Below are 24,547 nucleotides of genomic sequence, written 5' to 3' on the forward strand. Positions count from 1 at the left end.
TGCGGGAGCGGAGCCGGTGCGGGCCTTTCCGGAAGGTTCACGCTCCGTCCCTTGACCGGTTGCGTGATCTCCGGCTTAGGGTGACCGGACCGAACAGGAGCACCCTGCCCATGACCAGCCTGTACGTGCGGGAGATACCGCGCCAGGAGCATCTGGCCCACCTACGGCTGTATCCCGACGCGAGCCATCTGCAGATCCCCGAGTGGGGCGATGTGAAGCCCGACTGGCTGCCGGAGAGCGTGGGGTGGTTCGAGGGCGACGAGATGGTCGCGACGGCGCTGGTCCTGTACCGGCCTCTGCCCGGGACCCGGCGCTACCTGGCCTACCTCCCCGACGGACCCGCCATCGACTGGCGTACGCCGCGCCTGGAGCGGTGGCTGGACCCGCTCGTCGCCCACCTGAAGCGGATCGGGGCGTTCTCGGTCCGGATCGGCCCGCCGCTCGTCGTACGCCACTGGGACGCCGCCGACGTGACGGCGGGCATCGCCGACCCCGCGACGGGGCATCTGCGCGATGTGCCCACGGCCGGCATCGACGGTTACGCGCTCGACGCCGCGGAGCGGCTGCGGCGGCTCGGGTGGCGGCGGTGCGAGGAGGACGACGGGAGCGGGTTCGGGCTGGGTCAGCCGCGCTACGGCTGTGAGATCCCGTTGGCGGGGCGCTCGGTGGACGATCTGCGCGACGCGCTCGCACCGCACTGGGAACAGTCGCTGCGCACGGCCGAGGCGGCGGGCGTCCGGGTTTCCTGGGGCTCGGCGGCCGACCTGCCCGAGTTCTACCGCCTGTACACCGTGACGGCCGCCCGCGACGGCTTCAAGGCCCGCCCGCTGGACTACTTCCGGCGCATGTGGGCGGCCCTGAACGCCGAGGACGAGGACCGGCTGCGGCTCTACCTCGCCGAGTACGACGGCGAGGTGCTCTCCGCGGCCCTCATGATCAGCGTCGGCTCCAGGGCCTGGCACTCCTACGCCGCGTCCGGCCGCCGGGGGCGTGAACTGCGCCCCAGCAGCGCCCTGCTGTGGCGCATGCTGGGCGACGCCCGAGCCGCCGGCGCCGACACGTACGACCTCCGCTCCATCACCCCCTCCCTCACGGAGGACCGTCTCCTCGGCCGTCTCCTGTTCAAGACGGGCGCGGGCGGGCGTGCGGTGGAGTACCTCGGCGAGTGGGAACTGCCGGTGGGCAGCCAGGGGAAGGTGTTGCAGCGGGCGTTGGGGGTCTATTTGGGGCGGCGGTGACGGGCGCGGCCGGGGTTGTGCCTGGTGCGGCCCTGGGGGCGGTCACGCCGGGGGCCGCTCCTGGGGGCGGGGTCACGCCTGGCCTTCGGGGACGATCACGCCGCTGGCCGCCCGGGGACGATCACGCCGAGGCCGCCCGGGGCAGGGCCAGCCAGTTGCGGCCGGGGCGCGATCTGACAGGGCGGGTGGGAGTGGTGTCCTCGGGCGTACTGCCGCGCGGCGGCTCCGAGGCGGCGCGGGCGACACCGCGCGCGTCAGTTCCTGCCCTGCAAGCGGGCCGCCGTCGCCCTGATCTCCGGGAGCCGTTCGCTGAGGGCCGCGCCCGGGCAACTGGTCATGTAGCCGACGTCGTGACCGGCGATGGCGGGGAACATCGCGGTGGTGCCAGAGGCGTAGCGGCTTTGGCTGTTGCTGGAGGTCAGCCGGACCTCCGCGCGGGGGTCCGTGTCGGAGAGCCCCAGTTTCCAGGCGGCCAGCGCGGCGATCGCCTCGGTCATCGCCTTCGGCACGGGTACGCCGGCCGTGAAGGTGCCGATGGCGGCGATGCCGGTGGTGCGGTGGTTGAAGCCCTGGGTGTGGGCGCCGGTCACGGGTCGGGCGATGCCGCCCTCGCGGCCCTCGTAGATGGTGCCGCATCGGTCGACGAGGAAGTTGTAGCCGATGTCGTCCCAGTCGCGGGAGCCGGTCTGGCCCGCGTACACGTACCGGATGATGCGGGGCACGTCGGCGCAGTCGTAGCCGTTGGGCGAGTCGGTGTGGTGGACGAACACGGCGACGACCGTGTCGTCGTAACGCGGAGGTGGCTGGGCACGCCGGGCCTCGTCGTCGAGCCAGGCCGACCTCGGCACGATGGCCGGCCGGGGCGCCTGATGGGAGGCGGCGGGCCGCGCCGCGACCGGCCGCGCACCGGCCGCGACGATCCGCTCGACGCCACTCGCGCACAACCCCAGCGCGAGAACGGCGGCGAGGCCGGGGACACAGCCCAGCAGCGCGAACGCGACGGGGTGCACGCGCCGACCCGAGGGCGGCCGCCACCGGCTCCGTGCTCCCACCTGGACCCACGGTCCGGCCGACGGCCGCCCGGCCCGCTCTTCCGGTACGCCCTGCTGCGGCCGCGGTTTCGACTGCCCCTGCCGGGCAGCTTGCTCTCCGCCGGCGGGCAGACCCTGCGGGGCCGACGGTCCCCGCGGGGGCGGCCGGTCCCCCACGGGTGGCTGAACCCGCCATGCGGGCGGTTCCGATACCGGCAGCCACTCCGGCCCGCACGGGTTTCCCCGCACGGGCGGCCGGTCCCCCACGGGCGGCTGAACCCGCCATGCGGGCGGTTCCGATACCGGCAGCCACTCCGGCCCGCACGGGTTTTCCCGCACGGGCGGCCGGTCCCCCACGGGCGGCTGAACCCGCCATGCGGGCGGTTCCGATACCAGCAGCCACTCCGGCCCGCACGGGTTTTCCCGCACGGGCGGCTGCTCCCGCCCGGAAGTCCGACCCGGTACGGCAGGCGGCTCTCGCAGACCCGGCTCCTCGCTCGCAGGGAGCTCTTCCGGCACGCCCCGCTCCCCCCGCCCGGACGGCCGCTCCGATACGACCCCCTCCCGCACCGACGGCGTGTCCTCCACCTGCCCCGCAGCCGACCCGCCCTCAGCCTCCTGCAAACCCTCCGCGCCGGCTCCTCGCGAAGCGCCCGGCGAGGGTTGGCCGTCGGATGCCGACGCACCCCCCGCTGCACCGTCCAGGCCCGCTGCCCATGCAGCTCCCTGCAAGCCACCCCCGCCCTGTGCCCGGGGCACCCCATCCAAGCCACCGCCACCCGACGCCCGCGCAGCCCCCGCTACACCGTCCAGGCCCGCTGCCCGCGCGGCTGCCTCCCCCAAAGGCCCCGCGCCCGCAGCTCGCACACCCGGCTGCAAAGGCTTCACGCCCGCTGCCGGCGCAGCCCCCTGCACGCCACTCTCACTCCGAACCCGCGAAGCCTCCGGATCTCCGCGTAACGGCTCTTGGCCCGCGCCTCCCTCGGCCCCCCGCAAGTCCCCCGGCGCAGCCTCGTCCCAGCCCCGGCCCGGCGCAGCCCACGGTATGCGTACGGCACGTGGTCCTCGTCTCCCCCGTGTTCCTCGGAAGACCCTTCGGGTGACCCGTCGGAAGGCAGGCATGGTCCTACTGTCCGACGGATCCGGTCCGCCCGCGATGTGTGGTGTGACACGCGGTGGAACCAACGTCCCGGTCCGGGGCGTTTCTCCAGGTGCACGCGGCGTGGCCGGTTCCCGGCGGCGCGTGCGCGGGCACTGATCAACAGAGGTCTCGCGCGCGTACTAAGGGGTCCGAGAGAAAGGCGGCTCTGTGGACCTGCTCGACATCCTGCTGTTGCTGGTGATCCTGGCCTACGCGGCGTCCGGATACCGGCGCGGACTGGTGGCCGGATGCGTCTCGCTGGCCGGATTCGTGGGCGGCGCGGTGATCGGCGTATGGATCCTGCCGTGGATGATGGACCTGGTCACGCCGGGTACGACGGGGGCGACCGTGACCGCGGTGCTCACCGTGCTGCTCCCGGCGGTGCTGGTGCACGAGCTGGCGGGACGGCTGGCGCTGCGGCTGCGCAGGGAGCTGGACCGCGGGCCGCTCAGGGTGGCGGACGGCGTCGGCGGGGCCGTGGCCAACTCGGTGGCCGTGCTGATCGTGGCCTGGGTCGCCGCAAGCGTTCTCGCCGCCTCCTCCTCCCCGCTGCTGACTTCCGCCATCCGGGACTCCCGGCTGCTCGGGACCGTGCAGGACACGATGCCGGACACCACCCCCGCCTGGTTCTCCCGAGCCACCTCCGCGCTCACCGAAGCCGGCTTCCCGCAGGTCTTCAACCCCTTCGAGAACGAGTCGACGGCCGAGGTCGCCGAGCCCTCCGGAGACAGCGTCACAGCGGCCGCCACGAACGCCGCAAAGCTCAGCACGGTCAAGATCGAGGGCTCCTCGGGCACCCAGGGCCGCGAGGGCAGCGGCTTCGTCTACTCCCCGCAGCACGTGATGACCAACGCCCATGTGGTGGCCGGCATCGACGCGCCCAGCGTCCGGGTCGGCGGCGTCGGGCGGTCGTACGAGTCGCGGGTGGTGCTCTTCGACCCGGACCGGGACGTCGCCGTGCTGTACGTGCCGGATCTGCGCGCCCCCGTCCTGCCGTTCGACGACGAGGCCACCCGCGGCGACTCGGCCGTAGTGGCGGGTTATCCGGAGGACGGCGACCTGAACCTCCAGGCGGCGACGGTCGCGAACCGGGTGCGCGCGACCGGCCAGAACATCTACAGCGACGAGACCGTCACCCGCGAGATCTACTCGATCCGATCCACCGTCCGCCCCGGCAACTCCGGCGGCCCGCTGCTGACCACCGACGGCAAGGTGTTCGGCGTCGTCTTCGCCCGCTCCACCTCCGACGCCCGAACCGGCTACGTCCTCACGGTCGCCGAGGTCGCCTCCGACGCCAAGCGCGCGGCCGGCGCGACGGCGGCGGTGGACACGGGGAATCTCGTCACCTCATGAGGCCCTGGCGTACCGGTGTCAGAGACTGCGCCCCATGAACACATCGTCCACGTACTGCCCGCCCAGGAAGAACTCCTCGGGCAGCACCCCCTCCACCACGAACCCCTCGGACTCGTACAGCTTGCGCGCCGGCGTGTTGTGACCGAGGACGCGCAGGGTGAGCCGGCGTGCGCCCTTGCGCCGGGCCTCCTCCACGGCCGCCCGGATCAGCGCCCGGCCCACGCCGAGGCCACGGGCCTCGTCCGCGACGGCGAGGCCCTGGATCTGCCGGACGTGCGTGTTACAGGCGAGCGGAGTGGGGAAGCCGAGGCGGACGTAGCCGACGATACGGCGGTCGAGCTCCGCGACCAGATGGTCCTCCGGGACGTTGCGGTCGGTGAAGAACGGCGGGTAGGGCGGGCGCGGTTCGGGCACGACAGCGTGCATCGTCGACCACGTGACACGGTCGAGGAGGGACAGCTCCTCCTCGTCATCGGGCAGAGCAGCGCGTATACGGGCTTTGTACGACTCGGGCATGAGCGTCACCCTACGACCGGAGCCCGGGGACCCGACCGGGGTCTTATGTGGTCAACGGCAGGATTGAGGTCATGGAACTTTCAAGAATTGCGGTGGCCGGTTCCTCCGGACTGATCGGCGGCGCGTTGGTGCGGTCGCTGGCCGCGGACGGGCACGAGGTGGTGCGGCTGGTACGCCGTGCACCGCGCTCGGCGGACGAGGTCCGATGGGATCCCGAGCGGAAGTACGTGGACGCGGCCGGGCTGGCCGGGTGCGACGTGGTGGTCAATCTCGCCGGCGCGAACGTGGGCTCGCGGCGCTGGACGGAGGCGTTCAAGGAGAAGCTCCGGAGCGGCCGGGTGCAGGGCACGGCGGCGCTCGCGGAGGCGATGGCCTCGCTGGACGAGCCGCCGCGGGTGTTCGTGAACGGCAGCGCGATCGGCTACTACGGCGAGACCGGCGAGCGGGCCGTCGACGAGAGCGCCCCGCCCGGGGAGGGCTTCCTGCCTTCGCTGGCCGTGGAGTGGGAGGGCGCGGCGGCGCCCGCGCAGGAGGCGGGCGTGCGGACGGTGTTCCCGCGCACGGGGCTGGTGGTGGCCCGGCAGGGCGGGGCCTGGGGACGGCTGTTCCCGCTGTTCAAGGCGGGGCTCGGCGGGCGGCTGGGGGACGGACGGCAGTACTGGTCGTTCGTCTCGCTGCACGACGAGGTGGCCGCGATCCGGCATCTGATCGACCGGGACGATCTGTCGGGCCCGTTCAACGTGACGGCGCCGCGGCCGGTGACGAACCGTGAGATCACCGAGGCGATGGGACGGGTACTGCACCGGCCGACGCCCTTCCCGGTCCCCGCACCGGTGCTGCGGACGGTACTCGGCGAGTTGGCCGGGGATGTGCTGGGCAGCCAGCGGGTGCTGCCGACGCGGCTGCTGGAGTCCGGGTTCACCTTCGCGTTCCCGGAGATCGAGGGGGCGATCCGGGCGGCCGCCAAGTAATCGAAGGGTCAAGCCGGGCGCCCGCCATGTATCGGCCGGGCGGCAATGACCGCCCGTATGCGACCACTGTGCGACCGTGCTCTGCCCATGCGCGACTGTTTTTGACCGATCGCAGCCCTAACCTCGACCCGAACTCGGGTATCCCCGGAGCCAGTTGGGGGCATCACGTCTCCACCGGCCGCGCAACCTCGAGGAGGGGCACGTGCTTGAGCCCGCGTACCAGGCGGACGTCGTCATCGTGGGAGCCGGGGTCGCCGGACTCTCCGCGGCGCATCGGCTGACCAGCGCAGGAGTGAGGACCGCAGTGCTGGAGGCCGCCCCTTACCCGGGCGGCCGCATGTCGACCGAGAAGGTCGACGGGTTCCGGCTCGACCGGATAGGACAGCTCCTGTCGACGGCGTATCCGGAGCTACGGCTGACACCCGGGCTCGACGCGCTGGCGCTTCGCCCCTTCACGCCGGGCGTACTGCTGCACAGCGACGGGCGCCGGCATCGCGCGGGCGCGGTGGCGAGCCCGATCAGCGCCCGGCGCGCGAGGGGCGCACTCCATGCAGTGCGCGCTCTGGCGAGCGCCCCCAGGACCGGGCCCGTACGGGGCGTTGCGGGACAGGCGCCCATACCCCGGGTCCGGGCGGGGGCCCCGCTGGGCACCGCCGTCGACCAGGCCCGGCTCGGCGCCGCGCTCGCCCGGCTGGCCACGGTGCCCGTCGAACGGCTGCTGTCCCGCCCCGAGTCGCCCGCCGCGCAGGCGCTCGCGGAGCGGGGTGTTCCGGCGCGGACGATCGACGGCTTCCTGCGGCCGCTGCTCGCCGCGCTGCTGTGCGACCCGGAACTGACGACGTCCAGCCGGTGCGCGGATCTGGCACTCCGCTCCTTCGCGGGCGGACGGATGTGCGTGCCCGAGGGCGGCGCCGAGGCGCTGCCGGAGCTGCTGGCACGGGCGTTGCCGCCGGGCACCGTGCACACCGGTGTACGGGTCACGTCGGTCGCCACGACGTCCGTGACGACCGCCGAGCACGGCGAGATCCGCTGCCGGGCCGTGCTGCTCGCGACGGACGCGCGGACCGCCGCCGAGCTGCTGCCGGGCCTGCGCGTCCCGGACTTCCACCCGGTGACCGTCGTCCACCACACGACCGACGAGCCGCCGCCGACCGGCGCCTCACTGCTGCTCGACGCCGACCGGGGCGGCCCGGTCGCGCACACGGCGGTGATCAGCCAGGTCGACCCCAGCCGCGCACCGGCCGGCCGCACGCTCGTCTCGTCGACGGTCCTCGGCACGCCGCCGCCCGACATCGACACGGCGGTACGGATGCACCTGTCCCGCCTCTACGGCACCTCCACCGCACGCTGGGAGACCCTCGCCGTGCACCACACCCCGCAGGCCGTCCCCGCGATGCGTCCACCCCACGACCTGCGCCGCCCGGTGCGCCTCCTGGCGGGCCTGTACGTCTGCGGCGACCACCGCGACACCAGCACGGTCCAGGGAGCCCTGCACTCGGCCCACCGGGCTGCGGCGGCGATCCTGGCGGACCTGGGCGCGGCGGGCTCCCTGCACCGAGCGGAACCGTTGCGGGCAGCGGCATAGGTCTCAGGGACCCCCGCGCCCGTTCTCCGGGGCGCGGGGGTGTGCCGACATGCGGCTCTGCCGCGCGGGCGCGAGCAGCCACAACGCGGCCGCCGCAGAGGGCACACCTGCGGCCGGCGTCACGGCGATGCCCCTCACCCCAACGCCGCGACCTTGTCCCGATACCCCCGCACCGGCGCCGCATCCCGATACGGCTCCAATCTCCGCTCGAAGTCCCGGACATACTCGACCGCCCGTACCGACCGCATCTCCGCGGCGGCGCCGGCGGCCTCCGCCCCCAACGCGCAGGCCTGGTCGAGCTCGCCGAGGCCGAGCCGGGCGGAGGCGAGGACGACGCGGGAGAAGAGGCGGCTGCGGGCGTAGGCGGGGGCGCGCAGCTGCAGAGAGCGCTCGGCGTGCTGGGCCGCCGCGCGGAACTGCTGCAGGTCCCGGTGGCAGTGGCCGAACTCGTCGGCGAGCTGCGCCTCGTCGAAGAAGCGCGCCCAGTGCGGGACCTCGTCGACGGGGCGGGCCACTTCGAGGGCGCGTTCGGCCCGCACCAGCGATGCGGTGCAGGCGCGCACCTCGCCCAGCACGCCGTGGCCACGCGCCTCGCACGCGTGCAGCAGGGCCTGCACGACCGGCGGCGCGCTGGTCCCCACACCCTGCTGGGCCACGCGCGCGAGCTGGACGGCCTCACGGCCGTGCCCGAGGTAGACGGCCTGGCGGCTCATGGTGACCAGGACGTAGGAGCCGAACGCCCGGTCACCGGCCGCCTGCGCGAGCCGCAGCGACTGCACGAAGTAGCGCTGGGCGAGCCCGTGCGCCGCGATGTCGTACGACGTCCAGCCCGCGAGCCTCGTGAGGTCCGCGGCGGCCGCGAACAGGCGGCGGCCCGTCTGCTCGCCGTAGGTGCCGCGCAGCATCGGCTCGCATTCGTGCTCCAGATAGCGCACCAGGGCCTGCCGGGCGTGGCCGCCGCCGTACATGTCGTCGAGGGAGCGGAACAGCTCGCCGACCGAGCGCAGTGCGGCGATGTCGCCGCCGGTGACCTTCTGGCCGGGGCCGCGCTCGGCCTGCCCGCGCTGGCGGGGTACGGCCGCCGGACGGCCCTGCACCGGAATGCGGGCGATCGCCTCGCCGCGGGCGACCTTCTCGTCGGCGCGGCCGATCAGCCAGTCCCGGCTGGGCACGACGAGGCCGGCCGGGGTGAACGCGATCTTGCGCAGCTCGGCGTGGCTGCCGGAGTCCTTGCGCCACAGGCCGCTGACGATGTCGACGGCCTCTTCCGGTGTCGCGGCGAACTCCAGCCCCGCGTACACGGGGGCGCAGGCGTCGAGGCCGAGGTCCTGGGCGGAGAGCCGGCGGCCCAGGCGGCGCGTGAACACCTCGGCGATGAGCGCGGGCGTCGTACCGCGTGGCTGCTGTCCGCGCAGCCAGCGGGTGACCGAGGTCTTGTCGTATCTGAGATCAAGCCCGTGTTCGAGGCCGAGCTGGTCCACCCGGCGGGCGAGACCCGCGTTGGAGAATCCCGCTTCTGCGATGAGCGCGGCGAGCTGGCGGTTGGGAGTGCGCTGCGCGGGTCGTTCCGTCATCTGCGGTGCGGTCTCCTGCCTTTCGGGCCTTGCGGGGCCGTACGGCCGCGGGTGCCCGGATTGCCGGTGAGCAGCCCTTTTGGCCTGCTCGAACGGCGCGAATGTAGCGGAGAGTAAGCAGCCGATCGCACATTACGCCGCCCATTCATCCGATCGTGTGAGGATTGCCCTACCGGGCTGACGCGGACCACGAGACGTCACCCGAACGAGCCGGTCGTACAGTGGCGTAGGCACGCTTTGTGCCTTACGACCTTCTAGGCACCAGGGAGGCGCTTGCCGTGAGTGAGTTGCGGTTCGTGCGCATGGGGTTCGGGGCGGACGCCGTCGAGTACCAGCAGGCGTGGGACGAGCAGCGCCGGGTGCACGCGGCGCGGTTCGAGGACGAGATCCCCGACACGGTTCTGCTGCTCGAGCACCCACCGGTGTACACGGCGGGCCGGCGCACGGCGGACAACGAGCGGCCCCTGGACGGCACGCCGGTCATCGACGTGGACCGCGGCGGCAAGATCACCTGGCACGGCCCGGGCCAGCTCGTCGGCTACCCGATCCAGAAGCTGCCGCGCCCCGTGGACGTCGTGGCCCACGTACGCCGGCTGGAGGAGGCCCTGATCCGCACGTGCACGGAGTTCGGCCTGGAGACCACCCGCGTCGAGGGCCGCAGTGGGGTGTGGGTCCTGGGCGACCCGGTCGAACAGCGTCCGTCGTTCGGAGGACTCGCGCTGGACTTCGACCCCCGCCTGACGGACGAGGAGTTCGACCCCCGTCTGAACGGCCCCGAGTACGCGCCCTCCAACGCCGGCCAGCGGCGCGAGGACCGCAAGATCGCCGCGATCGGGATCCGGGTCGCGAAGGGCGTGACCATGCACGGCTTCGCCCTGAACGTGAACCCGGACAACAAGTGGTTCGACCGGATCATCCCGTGCGGAATCCGCGATGCGGGCGTCGCCTCCCTGGCCGCCGAGCTCGGCCGGGACGTCACCATCGACGAGGTGCTGCCGGTCGTCGAGCGGCACCTGCTGGATGTCCTGGAGAACGCGGACCTCAAGCCACGGGAGATCGAGAAGGCGACGGCCTGAGGCCGGGAATCAGCCCTGGAGCGATGAGGTTGGCCTGACAGCAGGGCTTGGTTAGCACGGGCGTACCCTGGTGTACGCCGAAGAATCGAAGCACAGGGAGCCGACGTGTCCGCAGTCTCACCGGACGGACGCAAGATGCTGCGCCTGGAGGTCCGCAACAGCCAGACCCCCATCGAGCGCAAGCCCGAGTGGATCAAGACCCGGGCGAAAATGGGCCCCGAGTACACGAAGATGCAGAACCTCGTGAAGAGCGAGGGCCTGCACACGGTCTGCCAGGAAGCCGGCTGCCCCAACATCTACGAGTGCTGGGAGGACCGCGAGGCGACCTTCCTCATCGGCGGCGACCAGTGCACCCGGCGCTGCGACTTCTGCCAGATCGACACCGGCAAGCCCGAGGCGCTCGACCGCGACGAGCCGCGCCGCGTCGGCGAGTCCGTGGTCACCATGGACCTGAACTACGCCACCATCACCGGCGTGGCCCGCGACGACCTCCCGGACGGCGGCGCCTGGCTGTACGCCGAGACCGTGCGCCAGATCCACCAGCAGACCGCCGAACGCGAGGCCGGCCGCACCAAGGTCGAGCTCCTCGCCCCCGACTTCAACGCCGTTCCGGAGCTGCTGCAGGAGGTCTTCGCCTCCCGCCCCGAGGTCTTCGCGCACAACGTCGAGACGGTGCCGCGGATCTTCAAGCGCATCCGCCCCGGCTTCCGCTACGAGCGGTCCCTGAAGGTCATCACCGAGGCCCGCGACTACGGCCTGGTCACCAAGTCCAACCTCATCCTCGGCATGGGCGAGACCCGCGAGGAGATCAGCGAGGCGCTCCAGCAGCTGCACGACGCCGGCTGCGAGCTGGTGACCATCACGCAGTACCTGCGCCCGTCCGTGCGCCACCACCCGGTGGAGCGCTGGGTCAAGCCGCAGGAGTTCGTGGAGCTGAAGGACGAGGCCGAGCAGATCGGCTTCTCCGGCGTGATGTCCGGCCCGCTGGTGCGGTCCTCCTACCGCGCCGGGCGGCTCTACCAGATGGCCATCGAGCAGCGTCAATTCGCTGCTCCGCAGCGGGGTGGTTCCCACGTCGCCTCGCAGGCCGTCTGATGGCACGGAGTGCCACTCGGCGCATGTGAACCTGCGCACAAGCAACTGCCCTTCGGCAGCGGCCGATTGACGCGGTCCTGGACGTCCCCGCAGATAGGGGCACCATCAGGGCCGCGTCAAGCGTTTCCGGCCGCGTATCAAGGTTTCATTGGTGTTTGACCGGTCGGTCACGCCCTGGTAACACCAATCAGTGACGCTGGTTGTACACCCCGTGCACTACTCACGAAGCCGCCATTCCCGAGGGGGGACCTCCACCATGCAGGCCGCGCCCGTTCGCGCCACCGCCATCCCGTCGTTCACCACTGCACTGCGTGCCGTCGAGTCGCTGCTGATGAGCAGCGGTCAGCGCACTGCCCGTCGCAATGCCTGGACGTCCGTGCTGGAGGACCGCCGTCGCGCCAAGGACCGGGTCGAGGCGCAGCGCGTCCTGGACCAGGTCACCACCGTCCGTCCCTGACCCCGGCGCGCTCCCCCCCGCGCTCGCCACGGCACTGCCGTCGTCCGCGCTCCCGGGGGCACGTAGACTTCGTGGCATGGCGAGGAAGGACACGGCAGCGGACGCTGCGAACCCCGGGCGACTCAAGCAGATCGCTCTGACCTACAAGATGACTCGCAAGGCCGACAAGAAGATCGGTCTTGTACTCGCGGCTGTCGGAATCGTCACCTTCGGTGTCTTCCTCGCGATCGGTTTCTTGATCGGTCACCCCATCTATCTCGGCATCCTGGGCCTGTTGCTCGCCTTCCTCGCGTCGGCGATCGTCTTCGGGCGCCGGGCCGAGCGGGCGGCCTTCGGGCAGATGGAGGGCCAGCCGGGCGCCGCCGCGGCGGTGCTGGACAACATCGGCAGGGGCTGGAACACGACCCCCGCGGTGGCGATGAACCGCAGCCAGGACGTGGTCCACCGGGCCGTCGGCAAGGCCGGCATCGTGCTGGTCGCCGAGGGCAACCCGAACCGGGTGAAGACCCTGCTGGCCGCCGAGAAGAGGAAGATGAACCGCATCGTCGCGGACGTGCCGGTGCACGACCTGATCGTGGGCACGGGCGAGGGCCAGGTCCCGCTGAAGAAGCTGCGGACCACCATGCTGAAGCTGCCGCGCGTGCTGACCGGCCCCCAGGTGACCGCCACCAACGACCGGCTCAAGGCCATGGGCGACCTAATGAGCAACATGCCGCTGCCGAAGGGCCCGATGCCCAAGGGCATGAAGCTGCCGAAGGGCGGGCCGAAGGCTCGCTGACGTCCCTCAAACGACGATGGGGGCGCCCGGGACACTCCGGGCGCCCCCATCGTCGTATGCGAAGCGTCCGGTACGAGGAGTACGTTCGACTTATGCGAGGCGTACGGAGATCAGATCCGTACCTCGACCGTGTGAGCCAGCCGGTCGTGCAGGCCGCGGCCGTCACGGTCCCAGATCAGCGCCGGGATTGCGACGCACAGCAGGGCCGTGCGCAACAGGGCGCGCAGCGGGTTCACGGTGCCGGTCTCCAGGACGACCACGCGCAGGCCGAAGAGGCGCTTGCCCGGCGTGAAGCCGACCGTGCCGACGGTCAGGACACTCATCAGGAAGAACAGGAGCAGCGCCCAGTTGCTCGTCGCCTGACCGTAGCCGTCCGTAATGAGACCGTATGCGATCAAGACGCAGATGCCCCAGTCGACGGCCAGCGCCCCGAGCCGACGTCCCGGGCGGGCGATGGAGCCCGGTCCCTCCTCGGGAAGACCGAGCTGCTGACCCCGGTATCCGAAGTCGACACCGGCGTCCTCGGCGGCCGCGCGGGGGCCCGAGAGCCAGGATCCGATTGCTTGCCTCTTGTCCACGTGACCACGGTACTGTGCCCGTTTTGCGATGTGGACAGGTGGGGGGAGGTCGGGGATGTCCGGTTAACGTGGGCGAAACAAACGGGTCACGCCCGAGAAATCACCCGTCCCTAGGGTCGAGGCCAGCGTGTGCCACCGCACTGGCCGCACGACCGAACTACCACCCCGGACCGACGGGTCGGGAGTAGGAGGAGCTGGATGTTCCAGAACGCCGACGAGGCCAAGAAGTTCATCGCCGACGAGGACGTGAAGTTCATCGACGTCCGGTTCTGCGACCTGCCGGGCGTGATGCAGCACTTCACGATCCCTGCCACGGCCTTCGACCCGGCCGAGGAGCTCGCGTTCGACGGCTCCTCGATCCGCGGCTTCCAGGCCATCCACGAGTCCGACATGGCGCTTCGCGCCGACCTGTCCACCGCGCGCGTCGACCCCTTCCGCCGCGACAAGACGGTCAACATCAACTTCTTCATCCACGACCCGATCACGGGCGAGCAGTACTCCCGTGACCCGCGGAACGTGGCGAAGAAGGCGGAGGCCTACCTCGCCTCCACCGGTATCGCCGACACCGCGTACTTCGGCCCCGAGGCCGAGTTCTACGTCTTCGACAGCGTGCGCTTCAAGACCGCCGAGAACGAGGCGTACTACCACATCGACTCCGAGGCGGGTGCCTGGAACACGGGCGCGCTGGAGGACAACCGCGGTTACAAGGTCCGCTACAAGGGCGGCTACTTCCCGGCCCCGCCGGTCGACCACTTCGCCGACCTGCGCGCGGAGATCTCCCTGGAGCTGGCCGCCTCCGGCCTGCAGGTCGAGCGCCAGCACCACGAGGTGGGCACCGCCGGCCAGGCCGAGATCAACTACAAGTTCAACACGCTGCTCGCCGCCGCCGACGACCTTCAGCTCTTCAAGTACATCGTGAAGAACGTCGCCTGGCGCAACGGCAAGACCGCGACCTTCATGCCGAAGCCGATCTTCGGTGACAACGGCTCGGGCATGCACGTGCACCAGTCGCTGTGGACGGGCGGCCAGCCGCTCTTCTACGACGAGGCCGGTTACGCGGGCCTGTCGGACACCGCCCGCTACTACATCGGCGGCATCCTCAAGCACGCCCCGTCGCTGCTCGCCTTCACCAACCCGACGGTGAACTCGTACCACCGTCTGGTGCCGGGCTTCGAGGCGCCGATCAACCTGGTGTACTCGCAGCGCAACCGCTCCGCCGCGATGCGTATCCCGATCACGGGCTCCAACCCGAAGGCCAAGCGCGTCGAGTTCCGCGCGCCCGACTCCTCCGGCAACCCGTACCTGGCCTTCTCGGCCCTGCTCCTCGCGGGCCTGGACGGCATCAAGAACAAGATCGAGCCGGCCGAGCCGATCGACAAGGACCTCTACGAGCTGGCTCCCGAGGAGCACGCGGGCGTCGCCCAGGTCCCGACCTCCCTCCCGGCCGTCCTCGACCGCCTCGAGGCCGACCACGAGTTCCTCCTCCAGGGCGACGTCTTCACGCCGGACCTGATCGAGACGTGGATCGACTACAAGCGCGCGAACGAGATCGCCCCGCTGCAGCTGCGTCCGCACCCGCACGAGTTCGAGATGTACTTCGACGTGTGATCGACGCCTGATTCAGGCACCGAGGCACAGCGCCCGCGCCCCCGCTGTTCTACTGACAGCGGGGGCGCGGGCGTATGTTCTATTCTGCCTCTGCCGATGGACGACACGGGGGTGGACGGGATGCCGGAGCAGCACGAACACGACGATCAAGAACGCGAGTTCGACCTGAGGTGGGCGGACAACGCCGAGCACAAGGAGCCCTCGGCGCGGGCCCGTATGCTCGCCGCGCGCTGGAAGGAGAACCCGCCCGGGCCGGTGCCGTTCCGGGGTGAGCCCGATCATGTGGCACGGCGGCAGCGCCGGTCCGGCTGGGTGTCCACGGCCATCGTGCTGGGCTGCGTCGCCGGGGTGATCGTGCTGCTGGGCTACGTCAACTTCCGCGCGGGCTACTAGATCGGCCGCCGGCCCCCGCACTCCCGGGCCTTTGCCCTCCCGAGGGCCGATCACGACCCGTTCATGGGAGTCACAGGGTGCACACTGGGCAGTGGGACGAGTGCCTGAGTGCGCGAGGTGATGCGAAATGCAGAGCCGGTTCCGGAGTGATCGGCGGTTGACCGCCCGTATGGGGATCACTCTGTTTCTGCTCGGGTTGTTGTACGTGGCGTTCGTAGTCGCGTTGATCTTTCTGCTGAAGTCCTGGGTGCTCGTCGTGGTCGTGGCGGCGGCGCTGCTGGGGGCGCAGTACTGGTTCTCCGACCGGGTCGCGCTGTTCGCGATGCGAGGGCGGGTCGTGGAGCGGGAGGAGTATCCCGAGCTGCACGGAGTCGTCGACCGGCTGTGCGCCATCGCCGATATGCCCAAGCCCGTGGTCGCCGTGTCGGAGATGGACATGCCGAACGCGTTCGCCACCGGCCGGAATGCCGATCATGCCGTGGTCTGTGTGACCACGGGGCTGCTGCGCCGGCTGGAGCCGGACGAGCTGGAAGGTGTGCTCGCGCACGAGCTGTCGCACGTGGCGCACAAGGACGTCGCCGTGATCACGGTCGCCTCGTTCCTCGGCGTGATCGCGGGGCTGATCGTACGGTTCGCCTTCTACTCGCAGCTGTTCAGCGACGGGCGCCGGGATCAGAACACCGCCGCGATCTTCGCCGTCGTCATGGGCGTGTCGGCGGCCGTGTACGCGCTCAGCTTCCTGCTGATCCGGGCCCTGTCCCGGTACCGGGAGCTGGCCGCCGACCGGGCCGCGGCGCTGCTCACCGGGCGGCCCTCGGCGCTGGCCTCCGCGCTCACCAAGGTCTCCGGCGACATCGCCCGCATCCCGACCAAGGACCTGCGGACGGCGCAGGCCTTCAACGCCTTCTACTTCACGCCGGCCCTGGGCCGTGAGCCCGGCATCGCGCGCCTGTTCTCCACTCACCCGAGCCTGGAGCAGCGGCTCGACCAGCTGGGGCGCATCTCCGCCGAGCTGGACGAGGCAACGGCTCCCGGAGGAGCGTGAGCATGGGGCTGCTCGACATTCTGCTGGGCCGTACGAAACCGGTCGCGCCCGATCTCGACCAGCTCTTCGGGCTGCCGTCGGCGGCGATCACGCTGGAGGCGGCGGCCGGGTTCCGGCCGACCGGGAGCGGGGCGGTGTGCTTCGCCACCGTCGAGGGCGCGGTCTTCGAGCAGACGCACCGCGAGGTACAGGCGCTGCTCGACGCGGACGCCGAGCGCGAGGGCCGGCCGGTGCAGCTGACGCGGGACGGCTACGGCTACTCGTGGCTGGTCTCCCGGCGCGGTCCCGAGCAGTTGCCGGAGCTGGTCAACGACCTGCACGCGGTGAACAGCGCGATGGAGGTCAACGGCTTCGGCCCGCAGCTGCTGTGCTCGCTGGCGGGATTCGAGTACGCGAGGGGTGACGGGTCGGAAGAGGGTGAGCCGAGGCGGCGGCTGGCGCTCGTCTACCTCTACAAGCGAGGCACCTTCTACCCCTTCGCACCTCTGCCCGGTGCGACGGAACGCCGCGACAACGCGCTGGAGCTGCGGGTGCGGGCGGCGCTCGCGAACGACCTGCGGATCGAGCAGGACCTGAACCGCTGGTTCCCGCTGTGGGGTGCCCCCGGCCTGTGACCGGGGGCACCTCGGACTGCGGGCAGAACCACCGCGGCTACCACCGCGGTTGGTCTCACTTGCTCTTCTCGCGCTCCTGACGGCGCGACTCGAGCGGGCGCTCGCGGCGGTAGCGGCGCTCCCACTTGGCCTGCATGTCACGGCGGTCGCGGTACGCGCGGTAGTCCGCGGGCATGGAGCCTCCCGACGGGACCCCTCCCCCGCCACCGCCCGCTCCGCGACTCGGCGCGGAGGAGCTGCGGCCGTACTGCAGGTAGAGGAAGAGCACCGCGACGGCGGCCAGCCAGTAGAGGTGGTTGTCGAATCCCAAGATCACCAGGACGACGGTCCCGGACATGAATATGGTGCCCATCACGGGCCTCCGTGAGCGTGGGTTGGATCTGGATCTGCTGGATCTCGAGCGGTGACCGATGCCCGACGGGGCGCTGGGGGATGGGCGACCGTCCGTCGGTGCGTAGAGAGTAGCCCCGAGTCCGCAGGGTGACGCCCGCCCTGCGAAAAGCGGCGTGAACTGCTCCGTTACGCATGTCCAGGGTAGGGAGCCGGTCACTCGGCGTGCATCTCCTTTTCCCGGGGCCCGAGTTCGGCCCGGTGCCCCTGTGAGTGAATGGGGCCCATGACCGAGCTCCTCTCCTTCACACACCCCCACGACGGTGAACTGCTCAGCGGCGTGTACGGCGGTCCCGCCGCCGGCCCGGAAGCGGCCACCGCCGTCCTGCTGCACGGCGCGGGCATCGGCAGCAAGGACCGACTGCTCCCGCTGCTCGCCGAGTTCGTGTCCCGCGGCTGCCGCGGGCTCGCCCTCGACTTCTCCGGACACGGCGAAAGCAGCGGTGAACCAAAGGACTTGAGCCTGCGGCGGCGCTTCGAGCAGGCGGTCTCCGTGATCGACGCACGCGTCCCGGCGGACGGTCCGCTGATCCTCGTGGGGTTCAGCATGAGCGGACAGACGGTGACGGATCTCGTCGCGCACTATGGGAAGCGTGTGGCGTCGATCGGGCTGTGCGCGCCCGCCGTGTACGCCGAGGAAGCCTGGGATGTGCCGTTCGGCGAGGGCGCCGGGCGGTTCAGCGAGATCATCCGCAGGCCGGACGGCTGGCGCGGGGCGCCCGCACTCGATGCGCTGCGGGCGTACGAGGGCCGGGCGGTGCTCGCGGTGCCGGGGAGGGACGCGATCATCCCGCCGGAGGTGACTGAGGCGGTCCAGGACGCGTTGTCCGCGCACGCCCGGTTCACACGGTTCGAGGTGCCGGGCTCGGAGCACATGCTCGGGATGTGGTTCCAGGAACATGCCGAGGACCGGCGGGAGTTCGTGACGGCGGTGGTAACGGGCCTGGGCTGAGCCGGTCAGACCCCGGGCGCCGCCCTGACCACCCCGGCGCCGACGGCCGCGCCCAGGGCCGTGTGGTCGCTGACGGTCTGGTTCGCGTAGGCCAGGGCGAAGTCGGTGATCGCGCGGTCGAAGGTGCCGGCGCTGCCGAGGTAGCCGGCGATGGCGATGCGGTCGCCGGAGCGGGCGTGGGCGCGGGCGAGGGTGGTGCCGCACAGGCGGGCGTAGGCGAGGAGGTCGTCCGGACTCATGCCGGCGACGTCCGTGGAGCCCTTCATGTCGCGTAGCTGGCGCCAGTAGAAGGCCCGGCCCTGCGGCCCCGACATCCAGCCGAGGAAGATGTCACCGGCCGCCTGCATCAGACGCTGGCCCGCGACGACGCGATGGCCGGGGTGGACGTAGGGCCCGCTCGGCAGATGTTCCTCCAGTACGGACGGCCGCGCCTCCTTGATCTGGAGGAACAGCGGGTCGTCGGTGTCCCGTCCGGCGAGCAGCACGATGAAGCAGCGCAGTCCGACGCTGCCGACGCCGACGACCTTGCGGGCCGCGTCCATGAACCGGTAGCGGTCGAGGAGCAGGCGGCGCTCCTCGGAGAGGGTCGAGCGGTAGTCGCTGAAGATCTTGCGCAGGGCGGCCATGTCGGAGGTGCCCGCGCGTTCGAGGAGCGGCGGGTCGTGGATGATGCGCCGGCTTCCGTCGACGATCTCGGTCAGCCTGTCGAAGCCCCGCATGCTGGTGCGGCGTCGGGCGCGGCCCAGGCTGGCCTCGACGCGGCGGCGGTCGCGGGTGGAACGGACCAGGGGCAGGAGCTGCTGGGCGTCGATGCGCGTGTGCCAGACGGCGAGTTCGCCCAGCTGGGCCAGCCGCCGGATGGTGGTGCGGTACGCGGTCACGGCCGCCATGGCCGCGTGGCCGGCCTTGGCGTCCGGGTGGCCGATCTCTCGGGCGGCCACGGCGACCGAGGTGGCGAGCCGCTTCACGTCCCATTCGAACGGGCCGCAGAACGTCTCGTCGAAGTCGTTCAGGTCGAACAGCAGGGAGCGTTCCGGGGAGGCGTACAGGCCGAAGTTGAGCAGGTGGGCGTCGCCGCACAGCTGCACGGTGAGGCCGGTGTGCGGGGCGGCGGCGAGGTCGGCTGCCATCACGGCGGCGGAGCCGCGCAGGAAGGCGAACGGGGACGCCGTCATCCGGCCGTACCTGATCGGCAGCAGCTCGGGCAGCCGGTCGCGGCCCTGACGTTCGAGTACGGCCACGGGGTCGGGCCGGTCGACGGAGGGGACCCAGGCGGCGTGGGCGGAGCGGGACACGTGCTTGCGGGCGGCCTTGCCGCGGCGGGCCCGCTCGGCGGGCGTCATCGAGGTCGTCACGAGGACACGCTTCTGTCCACGGCCGTCCCGTGCATCGGCCGCCGTATGCCACGTCTGCCCATCGCACCTCCCGCTGCCGCCGCCCGCTCGGGCGAGGTCGGACACCCGGTCCGTCCCCCGCTTCGTCACCCGGTCGCCCGGTTCAGCACCCTCCTGATCGCAGTGAAGGCGGGGCCGGGGGTGTGTGCATGCCGGGTACGGCAATCGGGTGACGGGGCGGGCGCGTCTGCGGCGGCCGGGTGTGCCGGGGGCGGCCGGGCGGGCCCGGGTCCGTGGCGGGCGCGAGGGCCGTTGTCAGTGGTGTCCGGGAAGATGCCTTTACTGGCTGTGTGACGGCATGACGGGTGGAGGCCGGATGGGTGACGGGCTGCGGTACATCGGGGTGGCGGAGCGGCGGGCCCGGCTGGGGTTGCGGCACCGGCTGGCCGGGGCGGCTCGGGCCGGGCGGCCGGAGGACGTCGCCGAGTCCCTGGTCGCGCTGCACGGCACCGATCCGGCGACCGTGTACCTGGCCGTGGGGGCGCGGCTGGCGGAGCCCGGGAAGACCGTCGCGGAGACCGAGCGGGCGCTGTACGAGGAGCGGGCGCTGGTCCGGATGCACGGCATGCGGCACACCGTGTTCGTGTTCCCCACCGCGCTGACCGCCGTCGTGCACGCCTCGACCGGCCTCGCGGTGGCCGCCCGGGAGCGGGCCACGCTGGTCAAGCAGATGGCTGCCGCGGGGGCGCCGGACGCGGCCTGGCTCGCGGAGGTCGAGGAGTCGGCAATGGCCGCGCTGGCGCGGCGCGGACAGGCGACGGCGGCCGAACTCGCCCAGGAGGAGCCGCGGTTGCGCGAGCAGTTCCTGTACGGGGCCGGGAAGAGCTACGAGGGCGTGCACACCGTTTCGACGCGGCTGCTGCGGGTGCTGGGCGTCGAGGGGAAGGTCGTGCGGGGGCGGCCGCTGGGCTCCTGGACGTCCTCGCAGTTCCGGTGGGCGGTGGCGCCCGAGCATCCCGAGCTCGACGTGGCCGGGGCACAGGCCGAGCTGGTCCGGCGCTGGCTCGCGGCGTGCGGGCCCGCGACGGAGGCCGACCTGAAGTGGTGGACGGGGTGGCGGGTCACCGAGGTGCGCCGGGCGCTCGCGGCGATCGGGGCGCAGGCCGTGGCCCTGGACGAGGCGACGGGGTACGTCCTCGACGGCGACGACGGTCCGGTGGCGGAGCCCACCGAGCCGTGGGCGGCGTTGCTGCCGGGGCTCGACCCCACTGCGATGGGGTGGCAGCGGCGGGAGTGGTATCTGGCACCGGAGCTGTGGCCGTCGCTGTTCGACCGCAGCGGCAACGTGGGGCCGACGGTGTGGTGGAACGGGCGGGTGGTGGGCGGGTGGGCCCAGCGCCGGGACGGGGAGATCGTCTGGCGGTTGCTGGAGGATCTGCGGGGTGCGCAGCGGCGGGCGGTGGAGGCCGCGGTCGCCGTGGAGGCGGAGGCGTTGCGGGGGTGGGTGGGGGAGGCTCGGGTGACGCCTCGGTTCCGGACGCCGCTGGAGCGGGAGTTGTCCGCGTAGGGAGTTGCTCCGGATCGGTCCGGGTCTCGGTCCGGTCTCGGTCCGGTCTCGGTCCGGGTCTCGGTCCGGGTCTCGGTCCGGGTCTCGGTCCGGGTCTTCCGGGTGCCCTCGACGTCGAGGGCACCCGGCTGTGCCGTCTACCTCGAGTACCTCATGAGCGCCCGCACCATGTGGCACGTCGTCTCCGACGGCGGGTGGACGCCGATCGTCTGCGCGGTGGATCGGATCGTCTCGTTGCGGGCCTGGTTCGGCATGAGGACGCCCGAGTCGAGCAGGGCGATCGCCAGGCGCAGGGCCTTGAGGCGGCGGTTGTGGGTGACGTACCACTCGCGCGGACGGCCCGGCGGCAGCGGCCGCTTCTCCACGGGCGCGTACGGCAGGTCGAGCAGGACCGGGTGCTTGGCGGTGGACTGGGTGGGCTTCGCCTTCAGTGCGGCAGCGGGCACAGGCATCCTCCTGTCGCGATGGAGCGCCGGTCGGGTCCCCGGCGACGCTCTCGAACACTGACTCCAGTTTAGTGCCTGGCACTGACAATCGGGGGGTGCCGGACGTCCATGAAATCCCCTGGTCAGCAATGAAATTGGCGGCATGTCACGCCGGGTTCGGGAGGTGTGCGTGAGACGCCGGGAAATTCGAACATGAGCGACTCGGGATACGGTGAGCGGCATGGAGATCTGGATCAATCCGGCCTGTTCCAAGTGCCGTAGCGCCATCACGCTGCTCGACGCCGAGGGGGCCGAGTACACCGTCCGCCGCTATCTGGAGGACGTGCCCGGCGAGGACGAGATCCGGGAGGTGCTCGACCGGCTGGGACTGGAGCCGTGGGACATCACGCGGACCCAGGAGGCCGTCGCCAAGGAGCTCGGGGTCAAGGAGTGGGCTCGGGACGCCGGCTCTCGGGAGCGGTGGGTGAAGGCTCTGGCGGAGCATCCGAAGCTGATCCAGCGGCCGATCATCACCGCGCAGGACGGTACGGCCGTGGTCGCGCGCACCGATGAGGCCGTGCGGGACGCCCTGTCCCGGGAGGGCTGACGGGTGAGTTGACGGGCCCTCAGGTGGGATGTGACGCAGGTTACTTGGGCCAACTCCCGTGACCACTGAGTAACTTCGTTCGGCATCTCGTACATAGCGACGTACGCTCCCCTAGCTCTTCAGGAGGCGCGCATGTCGCGTAGGAGAACTCTCAATACGAAGAAGAAGCTCGCGCTGCTGGTGAGTGCGGCGACCGTGGCGGGAGGCGGCGCCTTCGTCATGGCGAGCACCTCGAACGCCTCGCAGACGCCCACCGTCAAGTCTGCCGCGGAGTCGACCGTCTGCCAGGGGCTCGCCACAGCGCTCGGCAACAACGAGCGGTTCATCGAGGGGCAACGGGCCAATCCGGACGCGCAGTCCGAGGCGCGGATCGCCAACCGTGAGGCGGTCATCGCGCAGATCAAGGTCCAGCAGGAGGCGTCCGGGTGTGGGGTTGGGGAGTCGGCTCAGGACTCCCAGGCTTCGCAGCCGGCGCCCAGCGCTCCCGCGGAGGGTGCCGGTGACGCAGGTGCCGGTGACGCCGGGAACGCGGGCGCCGGGGAGGCCGGCAACGCGGGGGACGGCGGCGGTGCCGCGGCCTCGGGGCAGCAGGTCTGCAACGGGTCGACCGTCACGCTCTCCGGCGAGGGCGGGGCACCGGCCGCGTCCAGCAACCAGTTCCCGGCCGGTACGAAGCTGAAGGTCACCAACCTGGACAACAACAAGTCCACGACGGTGGAGGTCACCTCGGTCTCCGGCAGCTGTGCGCTGCTCAACAACGCGGCCTTCGAGCAGGTGCGTGAGCCCGGCAAGTTCCTCATTCGCCGGGCGCTGATCGAGAAGGTGGGGTGAGGCGTCGGTAGTCACCCCGTACGTCTCATTGGCCCTGCCGCTCGCGGCGACGAGCGGCAGGGCCCGCGTGCGTGTGCCTGCGGGAGCCTCGGGGGTTTCGGGCGCATCAGGCGCATCGCGCGCTCACATCGTGAAGCGGGCCACACCAACACCAGGTAACACGGGGTTCACATTCGAGCAATGACCGGGAAATCGCCTGTTGACAGGCTCCTGTGGCGCGGCGCCCCAGTGCCGCAGCGCCGCAGCGCCCGCAATGCGCCTAGACACACCCCCGAAGGATGTGGCCCGTGACCTTCAAGGCTGAGTACATCTGGATCGACGGCACCGAGCCGACGGCCAAGCTCCGTTCGAAGACCAAGATTCTGGCGGACGACGCCAAGGGTGCCGAGCTGCCGATCTGGGGCTTCGACGGGTCCTCCACGAACCAGGCCGAGGGCCACGCCTCGGACTGCGTACTCAAGCCGGTCTTCACCTGCCCGGACCCGATCCGCGGCGGTGACGACGTCCTGGTCCTGTGCGAGGTCCTGAACATCGACATGACGCCGCACGCCAGCAACACGCGTGCCGCGCTCGTCGAGGTCGCGGAGAAGTTCGCCGCCCAGGAGCCGATCTTCGGTATCGAGCAGGAGTACACGTTCTTCCAGGACGGCTACCCGCTCGGCTTCCCCAAGGGTGGCTTCCCGGCGCCGCAGGGCGGCTACTACTGCGGTGTCGGCGCCGACGAGATCTTCGGCCGTGACGTCGTCGAGGCCCACCTGGAGAACTGCCTCGCCGCGGGCCTGGGCATCTCCGGCATCAACGCCGAGGTCATGCCCGGCCAGTGGGAGTTCCAGGTCGGCCCGCTGGCCCCGCTCGTGGTCTCGGACCAGCTGTGGGTGGCCCGCTGGCTGCTCTACCGCACCGCCGAGGACTTCGGTGTCGCCGCGACGCTGGACCCGAAGCCGGTGAAGGGCGACTGGAACGGTGCCGGTGCGCACACCAACTTCTCCACCAAGGCGATGCGCGAGGGCTACGACGCGATCGTCACCGCGTGCGAGTCGCTCGGTGAGGGCTCCAAGCCGCTCGACCACGTCAAGAACTACGGCGCCGGCATCGACGACCGCCTGACCGGTCTGCACGAGACCGCCCCGTGGAACGAGTACTCGTACGGTGTCTCCAACCGTGGCGCCTCGGTTCGTATCCCGTGGCAGGTCGAGAAGGACGGCAAGGGGTACATCGAGGACCGGCGTCCCAACGCCAACGTCGACCCGTACGTCGTGACCCGTCTGCTCGTGGACACCTGCTGCTCCGCGCTGGAGAAGGCCGGCCACGTCTGATCCGCGCCCGGCAGTTCCCGAAGGGGCGCCCGCCGAGACGGTGGGCGCCCCTTCGCATGAAATGAGACGAGG

24 protein-coding genes are annotated in these 24,547 nt (G+C 71.4%); 17 read left to right on the forward strand and 7 right to left on the reverse strand.

Annotated elements, in window-relative coordinates:
* Positions 1-110 precede the first annotated feature (110 nt).
* Complete coding sequence (locus ACFY5C_RS33985) at positions 111-1,238, forward strand: lipid II:glycine glycyltransferase FemX (RefSeq protein WP_389451789.1); 1,128 nt, start codon at positions 111-113, stop codon at positions 1,236-1,238.
* Between the two features lie 254 nt (positions 1,239-1,492).
* On the opposite strand, the gene ACFY5C_RS33990 is transcribed toward ACFY5C_RS33985, so the two are convergent.
* Entirely contained in the window at positions 1,493-2,248 is a 756-nt protein-coding gene (locus ACFY5C_RS33990) for a peptidoglycan recognition protein (RefSeq protein ID WP_389451792.1), read from the reverse strand.
* A gap of 1,330 nt (positions 2,249-3,578) precedes the next feature.
* Here ACFY5C_RS33990 and ACFY5C_RS33995 point away from each other — a divergent pair.
* Positions 3,579-4,763: a MarP family serine protease gene (locus ACFY5C_RS33995; RefSeq protein WP_389451795.1), complete on the forward strand. Its 1,185-nt coding sequence runs from the start codon at positions 3,579-3,581 to the stop codon at positions 4,761-4,763.
* An 18-nt stretch (positions 4,764-4,781) separates the two neighbouring features.
* Here the strand turns inward: ACFY5C_RS33995 and ACFY5C_RS34000 are convergent, their stop codons facing one another.
* Positions 4,782-5,279 carry a GNAT family N-acetyltransferase gene (locus tag ACFY5C_RS34000; RefSeq protein ID WP_389451798.1) on the reverse strand — a complete coding sequence of 166 codons (498 nt, stop codon included), beginning with the start codon at positions 5,277-5,279 and terminating at the stop codon, positions 4,782-4,784.
* Positions 5,280-5,350: 71 nt separating this feature from the next.
* Here ACFY5C_RS34000 and ACFY5C_RS34005 point away from each other — a divergent pair, with 71 nt between their 5' ends.
* On the forward strand, positions 5,351-6,250 hold the full coding sequence (locus ACFY5C_RS34005) for a TIGR01777 family oxidoreductase (RefSeq protein WP_389451801.1): 900 nt from the start codon (positions 5,351-5,353) through the stop codon (positions 6,248-6,250).
* Positions 6,251-6,452: 202 nt separating this feature from the next.
* Complete coding sequence (locus ACFY5C_RS34010; RefSeq protein ID WP_389451804.1) at positions 6,453-7,835, forward strand: NAD(P)/FAD-dependent oxidoreductase; 1,383 nt, start codon at positions 6,453-6,455, stop codon at positions 7,833-7,835.
* Positions 7,836-7,969: 134 nt separating this feature from the next.
* Here the strand turns inward: ACFY5C_RS34010 and ACFY5C_RS34015 are convergent, their stop codons facing one another.
* A complete protein-coding gene (locus ACFY5C_RS34015) occupies positions 7,970-9,409 on the reverse strand; it encodes a regulator (RefSeq protein ID WP_389451807.1) in 1,440 nt (479 codons plus the stop codon).
* Positions 9,410-9,687: 278 nt separating this feature from the next.
* Between ACFY5C_RS34015 and lipB the strand changes: the two genes are divergently transcribed.
* From lipB to ACFY5C_RS34035, 4 genes are all read left to right on the forward strand, one after another.
* Complete coding sequence (gene lipB / locus ACFY5C_RS34020; RefSeq protein WP_389451809.1) at positions 9,688-10,485, forward strand: lipoyl(octanoyl) transferase LipB; 798 nt, start codon at positions 9,688-9,690, stop codon at positions 10,483-10,485.
* Positions 10,486-10,590: 105 nt separating this feature from the next.
* Positions 10,591-11,580: a lipoyl synthase gene (lipA, locus tag ACFY5C_RS34025; RefSeq protein ID WP_389451812.1), complete on the forward strand. Its 990-nt coding sequence runs from the start codon at positions 10,591-10,593 to the stop codon at positions 11,578-11,580.
* Between the two features lie 256 nt (positions 11,581-11,836).
* Positions 11,837-12,037 carry a hypothetical protein gene (locus tag ACFY5C_RS34030; RefSeq protein WP_328882127.1) on the forward strand — a complete coding sequence of 67 codons (201 nt, stop codon included), beginning with the start codon at positions 11,837-11,839 and terminating at the stop codon, positions 12,035-12,037.
* A gap of 76 nt (positions 12,038-12,113) precedes the next feature.
* Positions 12,114-12,815: a DUF4191 domain-containing protein gene (locus tag ACFY5C_RS34035; protein ID WP_389451815.1), complete on the forward strand. Its 702-nt coding sequence runs from the start codon at positions 12,114-12,116 to the stop codon at positions 12,813-12,815.
* Between the two features lie 110 nt (positions 12,816-12,925).
* On the opposite strand, the gene ACFY5C_RS34040 is transcribed toward ACFY5C_RS34035, so the two are convergent.
* Positions 12,926-13,393, reverse strand: coding sequence for an RDD family protein (locus ACFY5C_RS34040; RefSeq protein WP_389451818.1), 468 nt, complete (start codon positions 13,391-13,393; stop codon positions 12,926-12,928).
* A 198-nt stretch (positions 13,394-13,591) separates the two neighbouring features.
* Here ACFY5C_RS34040 and glnA point away from each other — a divergent pair, with 198 nt between their 5' ends.
* The 4 genes from glnA (at position 13,592) to ACFY5C_RS34060 (ending at position 17,053) form a co-directional block, all read left to right on the forward strand.
* The gene (gene glnA / locus ACFY5C_RS34045) at positions 13,592-15,001 is read left to right on the forward strand and encodes a type I glutamate--ammonia ligase (protein WP_125528402.1); all 1,410 of its coding nucleotides are present in this window, start codon (positions 13,592-13,594) and stop codon (positions 14,999-15,001) included.
* Between the two features lie 120 nt (positions 15,002-15,121).
* The gene (locus tag ACFY5C_RS34050; protein ID WP_389452051.1) at positions 15,122-15,394 is read left to right on the forward strand and encodes a hypothetical protein; all 273 of its coding nucleotides are present in this window, start codon (positions 15,122-15,124) and stop codon (positions 15,392-15,394) included.
* 127 nt (positions 15,395-15,521) lie between these two features.
* Positions 15,522-16,439 (forward strand): zinc metalloprotease HtpX, encoded by a 918-nt coding sequence (htpX, locus tag ACFY5C_RS34055; RefSeq protein WP_389451821.1) that lies wholly within the window; start codon positions 15,522-15,524, stop codon positions 16,437-16,439.
* Between the two features lie 2 nt (positions 16,440-16,441).
* Positions 16,442-17,053, forward strand: coding sequence for a hypothetical protein (locus ACFY5C_RS34060; protein WP_389451824.1), 612 nt, complete (start codon positions 16,442-16,444; stop codon positions 17,051-17,053).
* A gap of 55 nt (positions 17,054-17,108) precedes the next feature.
* Here the strand turns inward: ACFY5C_RS34060 and ACFY5C_RS34065 are convergent, their stop codons facing one another.
* Positions 17,109-17,405: a hypothetical protein gene (locus tag ACFY5C_RS34065; protein ID WP_389451827.1), complete on the reverse strand. Its 297-nt coding sequence runs from the start codon at positions 17,403-17,405 to the stop codon at positions 17,109-17,111.
* A 264-nt stretch (positions 17,406-17,669) separates the two neighbouring features.
* Here ACFY5C_RS34065 and ACFY5C_RS34070 point away from each other — a divergent pair, with 264 nt between their 5' ends.
* Positions 17,670-18,395 (forward strand): alpha/beta hydrolase, encoded by a 726-nt coding sequence (locus tag ACFY5C_RS34070; RefSeq protein ID WP_389451830.1) that lies wholly within the window; start codon positions 17,670-17,672, stop codon positions 18,393-18,395.
* 5 nt (positions 18,396-18,400) lie between these two features.
* On the opposite strand, the gene ACFY5C_RS34075 is transcribed toward ACFY5C_RS34070, so the two are convergent.
* The gene (locus ACFY5C_RS34075) at positions 18,401-19,738 is read right to left on the reverse strand and encodes a DUF2252 domain-containing protein (protein WP_389452054.1); all 1,338 of its coding nucleotides are present in this window, start codon (positions 19,736-19,738) and stop codon (positions 18,401-18,403) included.
* Between the two features lie 367 nt (positions 19,739-20,105).
* Here ACFY5C_RS34075 and ACFY5C_RS34080 point away from each other — a divergent pair, with 367 nt between their 5' ends.
* Positions 20,106-21,296, forward strand: a complete 1,191-nt coding sequence (locus tag ACFY5C_RS34080) for a winged helix DNA-binding domain-containing protein (protein WP_389451832.1) — start codon at positions 20,106-20,108, stop codon at positions 21,294-21,296.
* A gap of 137 nt (positions 21,297-21,433) precedes the next feature.
* Here the strand turns inward: ACFY5C_RS34080 and ACFY5C_RS34085 are convergent, their stop codons facing one another.
* Complete coding sequence (locus ACFY5C_RS34085; protein ID WP_389451835.1) at positions 21,434-21,742, reverse strand: hypothetical protein; 309 nt, start codon at positions 21,740-21,742, stop codon at positions 21,434-21,436.
* Positions 21,743-21,962: 220 nt separating this feature from the next.
* Here ACFY5C_RS34085 and ACFY5C_RS34090 point away from each other — a divergent pair, with 220 nt between their 5' ends.
* The 3 genes from ACFY5C_RS34090 (at position 21,963) to glnII (ending at position 24,475) form a co-directional block, all read left to right on the forward strand.
* Positions 21,963-22,328: an arsenate reductase family protein gene (locus ACFY5C_RS34090; RefSeq protein ID WP_389451838.1), complete on the forward strand. Its 366-nt coding sequence runs from the start codon at positions 21,963-21,965 to the stop codon at positions 22,326-22,328.
* Between the two features lie 132 nt (positions 22,329-22,460).
* The gene (locus tag ACFY5C_RS34095) at positions 22,461-23,159 is read left to right on the forward strand and encodes a hypothetical protein (protein ID WP_389451841.1); all 699 of its coding nucleotides are present in this window, start codon (positions 22,461-22,463) and stop codon (positions 23,157-23,159) included.
* A gap of 287 nt (positions 23,160-23,446) precedes the next feature.
* Positions 23,447-24,475, forward strand: a complete 1,029-nt coding sequence (gene glnII / locus ACFY5C_RS34100; protein WP_389451844.1) for a glutamine synthetase — start codon at positions 23,447-23,449, stop codon at positions 24,473-24,475.
* The last annotated feature ends 72 nt before the right edge of the window (positions 24,476-24,547 follow it).

Origin of the sequence: Streptomyces sp. NPDC012935 (assembly GCF_042900345.1) — a bacterium.
Classification (GTDB): Bacteria; Actinomycetota; Actinomycetes; order Streptomycetales; family Streptomycetaceae; genus Streptomyces.

What these genes read in the sequence shown, in the direction of transcription:
- ACFY5C_RS34090 (WP_389451838.1), top strand. Translation starts at nt 21,963, where the DNA reads ATGGAGATCTGGATCAATCCGGCCTGTTCCAAGTGCCGTAGCGCCATC.
- glnA (WP_125528402.1), top strand. Translation starts at nt 13,592, where the DNA reads ATGTTCCAGAACGCCGACGAGGCCAAGAAGTTCATCGCCGACGAGGAC.
- ACFY5C_RS34070 (WP_389451830.1), top strand. Translation starts at nt 17,670, where the DNA reads ATGACCGAGCTCCTCTCCTTCACACACCCCCACGACGGTGAACTGCTC.
- ACFY5C_RS34075 (WP_389452054.1), bottom strand. Translation starts at nt 19,738, where the DNA reads ATGACGCCCGCCGAGCGGGCCCGCCGCGGCAAGGCCGCCCGCAAGCAC.
- ACFY5C_RS34035 (WP_389451815.1), top strand. Translation starts at nt 12,114, where the DNA reads ATGGCGAGGAAGGACACGGCAGCGGACGCTGCGAACCCCGGGCGACTC.
- ACFY5C_RS34050 (WP_389452051.1), top strand. Translation starts at nt 15,122, where the DNA reads ATGCCGGAGCAGCACGAACACGACGATCAAGAACGCGAGTTCGACCTG.
- ACFY5C_RS34060 (WP_389451824.1), top strand. Translation starts at nt 16,442, where the DNA reads ATGGGGCTGCTCGACATTCTGCTGGGCCGTACGAAACCGGTCGCGCCC.
- ACFY5C_RS33985 (WP_389451789.1), top strand. Translation starts at nt 111, where the DNA reads ATGACCAGCCTGTACGTGCGGGAGATACCGCGCCAGGAGCATCTGGCC.
- htpX (WP_389451821.1), top strand. Translation starts at nt 15,522, where the DNA reads ATGCAGAGCCGGTTCCGGAGTGATCGGCGGTTGACCGCCCGTATGGGG.
- ACFY5C_RS34030 (WP_328882127.1), top strand. Translation starts at nt 11,837, where the DNA reads ATGCAGGCCGCGCCCGTTCGCGCCACCGCCATCCCGTCGTTCACCACT.
- ACFY5C_RS34000 (WP_389451798.1), bottom strand. Translation starts at nt 5,279, where the DNA reads ATGCCCGAGTCGTACAAAGCCCGTATACGCGCTGCTCTGCCCGATGAC.
- ACFY5C_RS34005 (WP_389451801.1), top strand. Translation starts at nt 5,351, where the DNA reads ATGGAACTTTCAAGAATTGCGGTGGCCGGTTCCTCCGGACTGATCGGC.
- ACFY5C_RS34065 (WP_389451827.1), bottom strand. Translation starts at nt 17,405, where the DNA reads ATGGGCACCATATTCATGTCCGGGACCGTCGTCCTGGTGATCTTGGGA.
- ACFY5C_RS34095 (WP_389451841.1), top strand. Translation starts at nt 22,461, where the DNA reads ATGTCGCGTAGGAGAACTCTCAATACGAAGAAGAAGCTCGCGCTGCTG.
- ACFY5C_RS34080 (WP_389451832.1), top strand. Translation starts at nt 20,106, where the DNA reads ATGGGTGACGGGCTGCGGTACATCGGGGTGGCGGAGCGGCGGGCCCGG.
- ACFY5C_RS34015 (WP_389451807.1), bottom strand. Translation starts at nt 9,409, where the DNA reads ATGACGGAACGACCCGCGCAGCGCACTCCCAACCGCCAGCTCGCCGCG.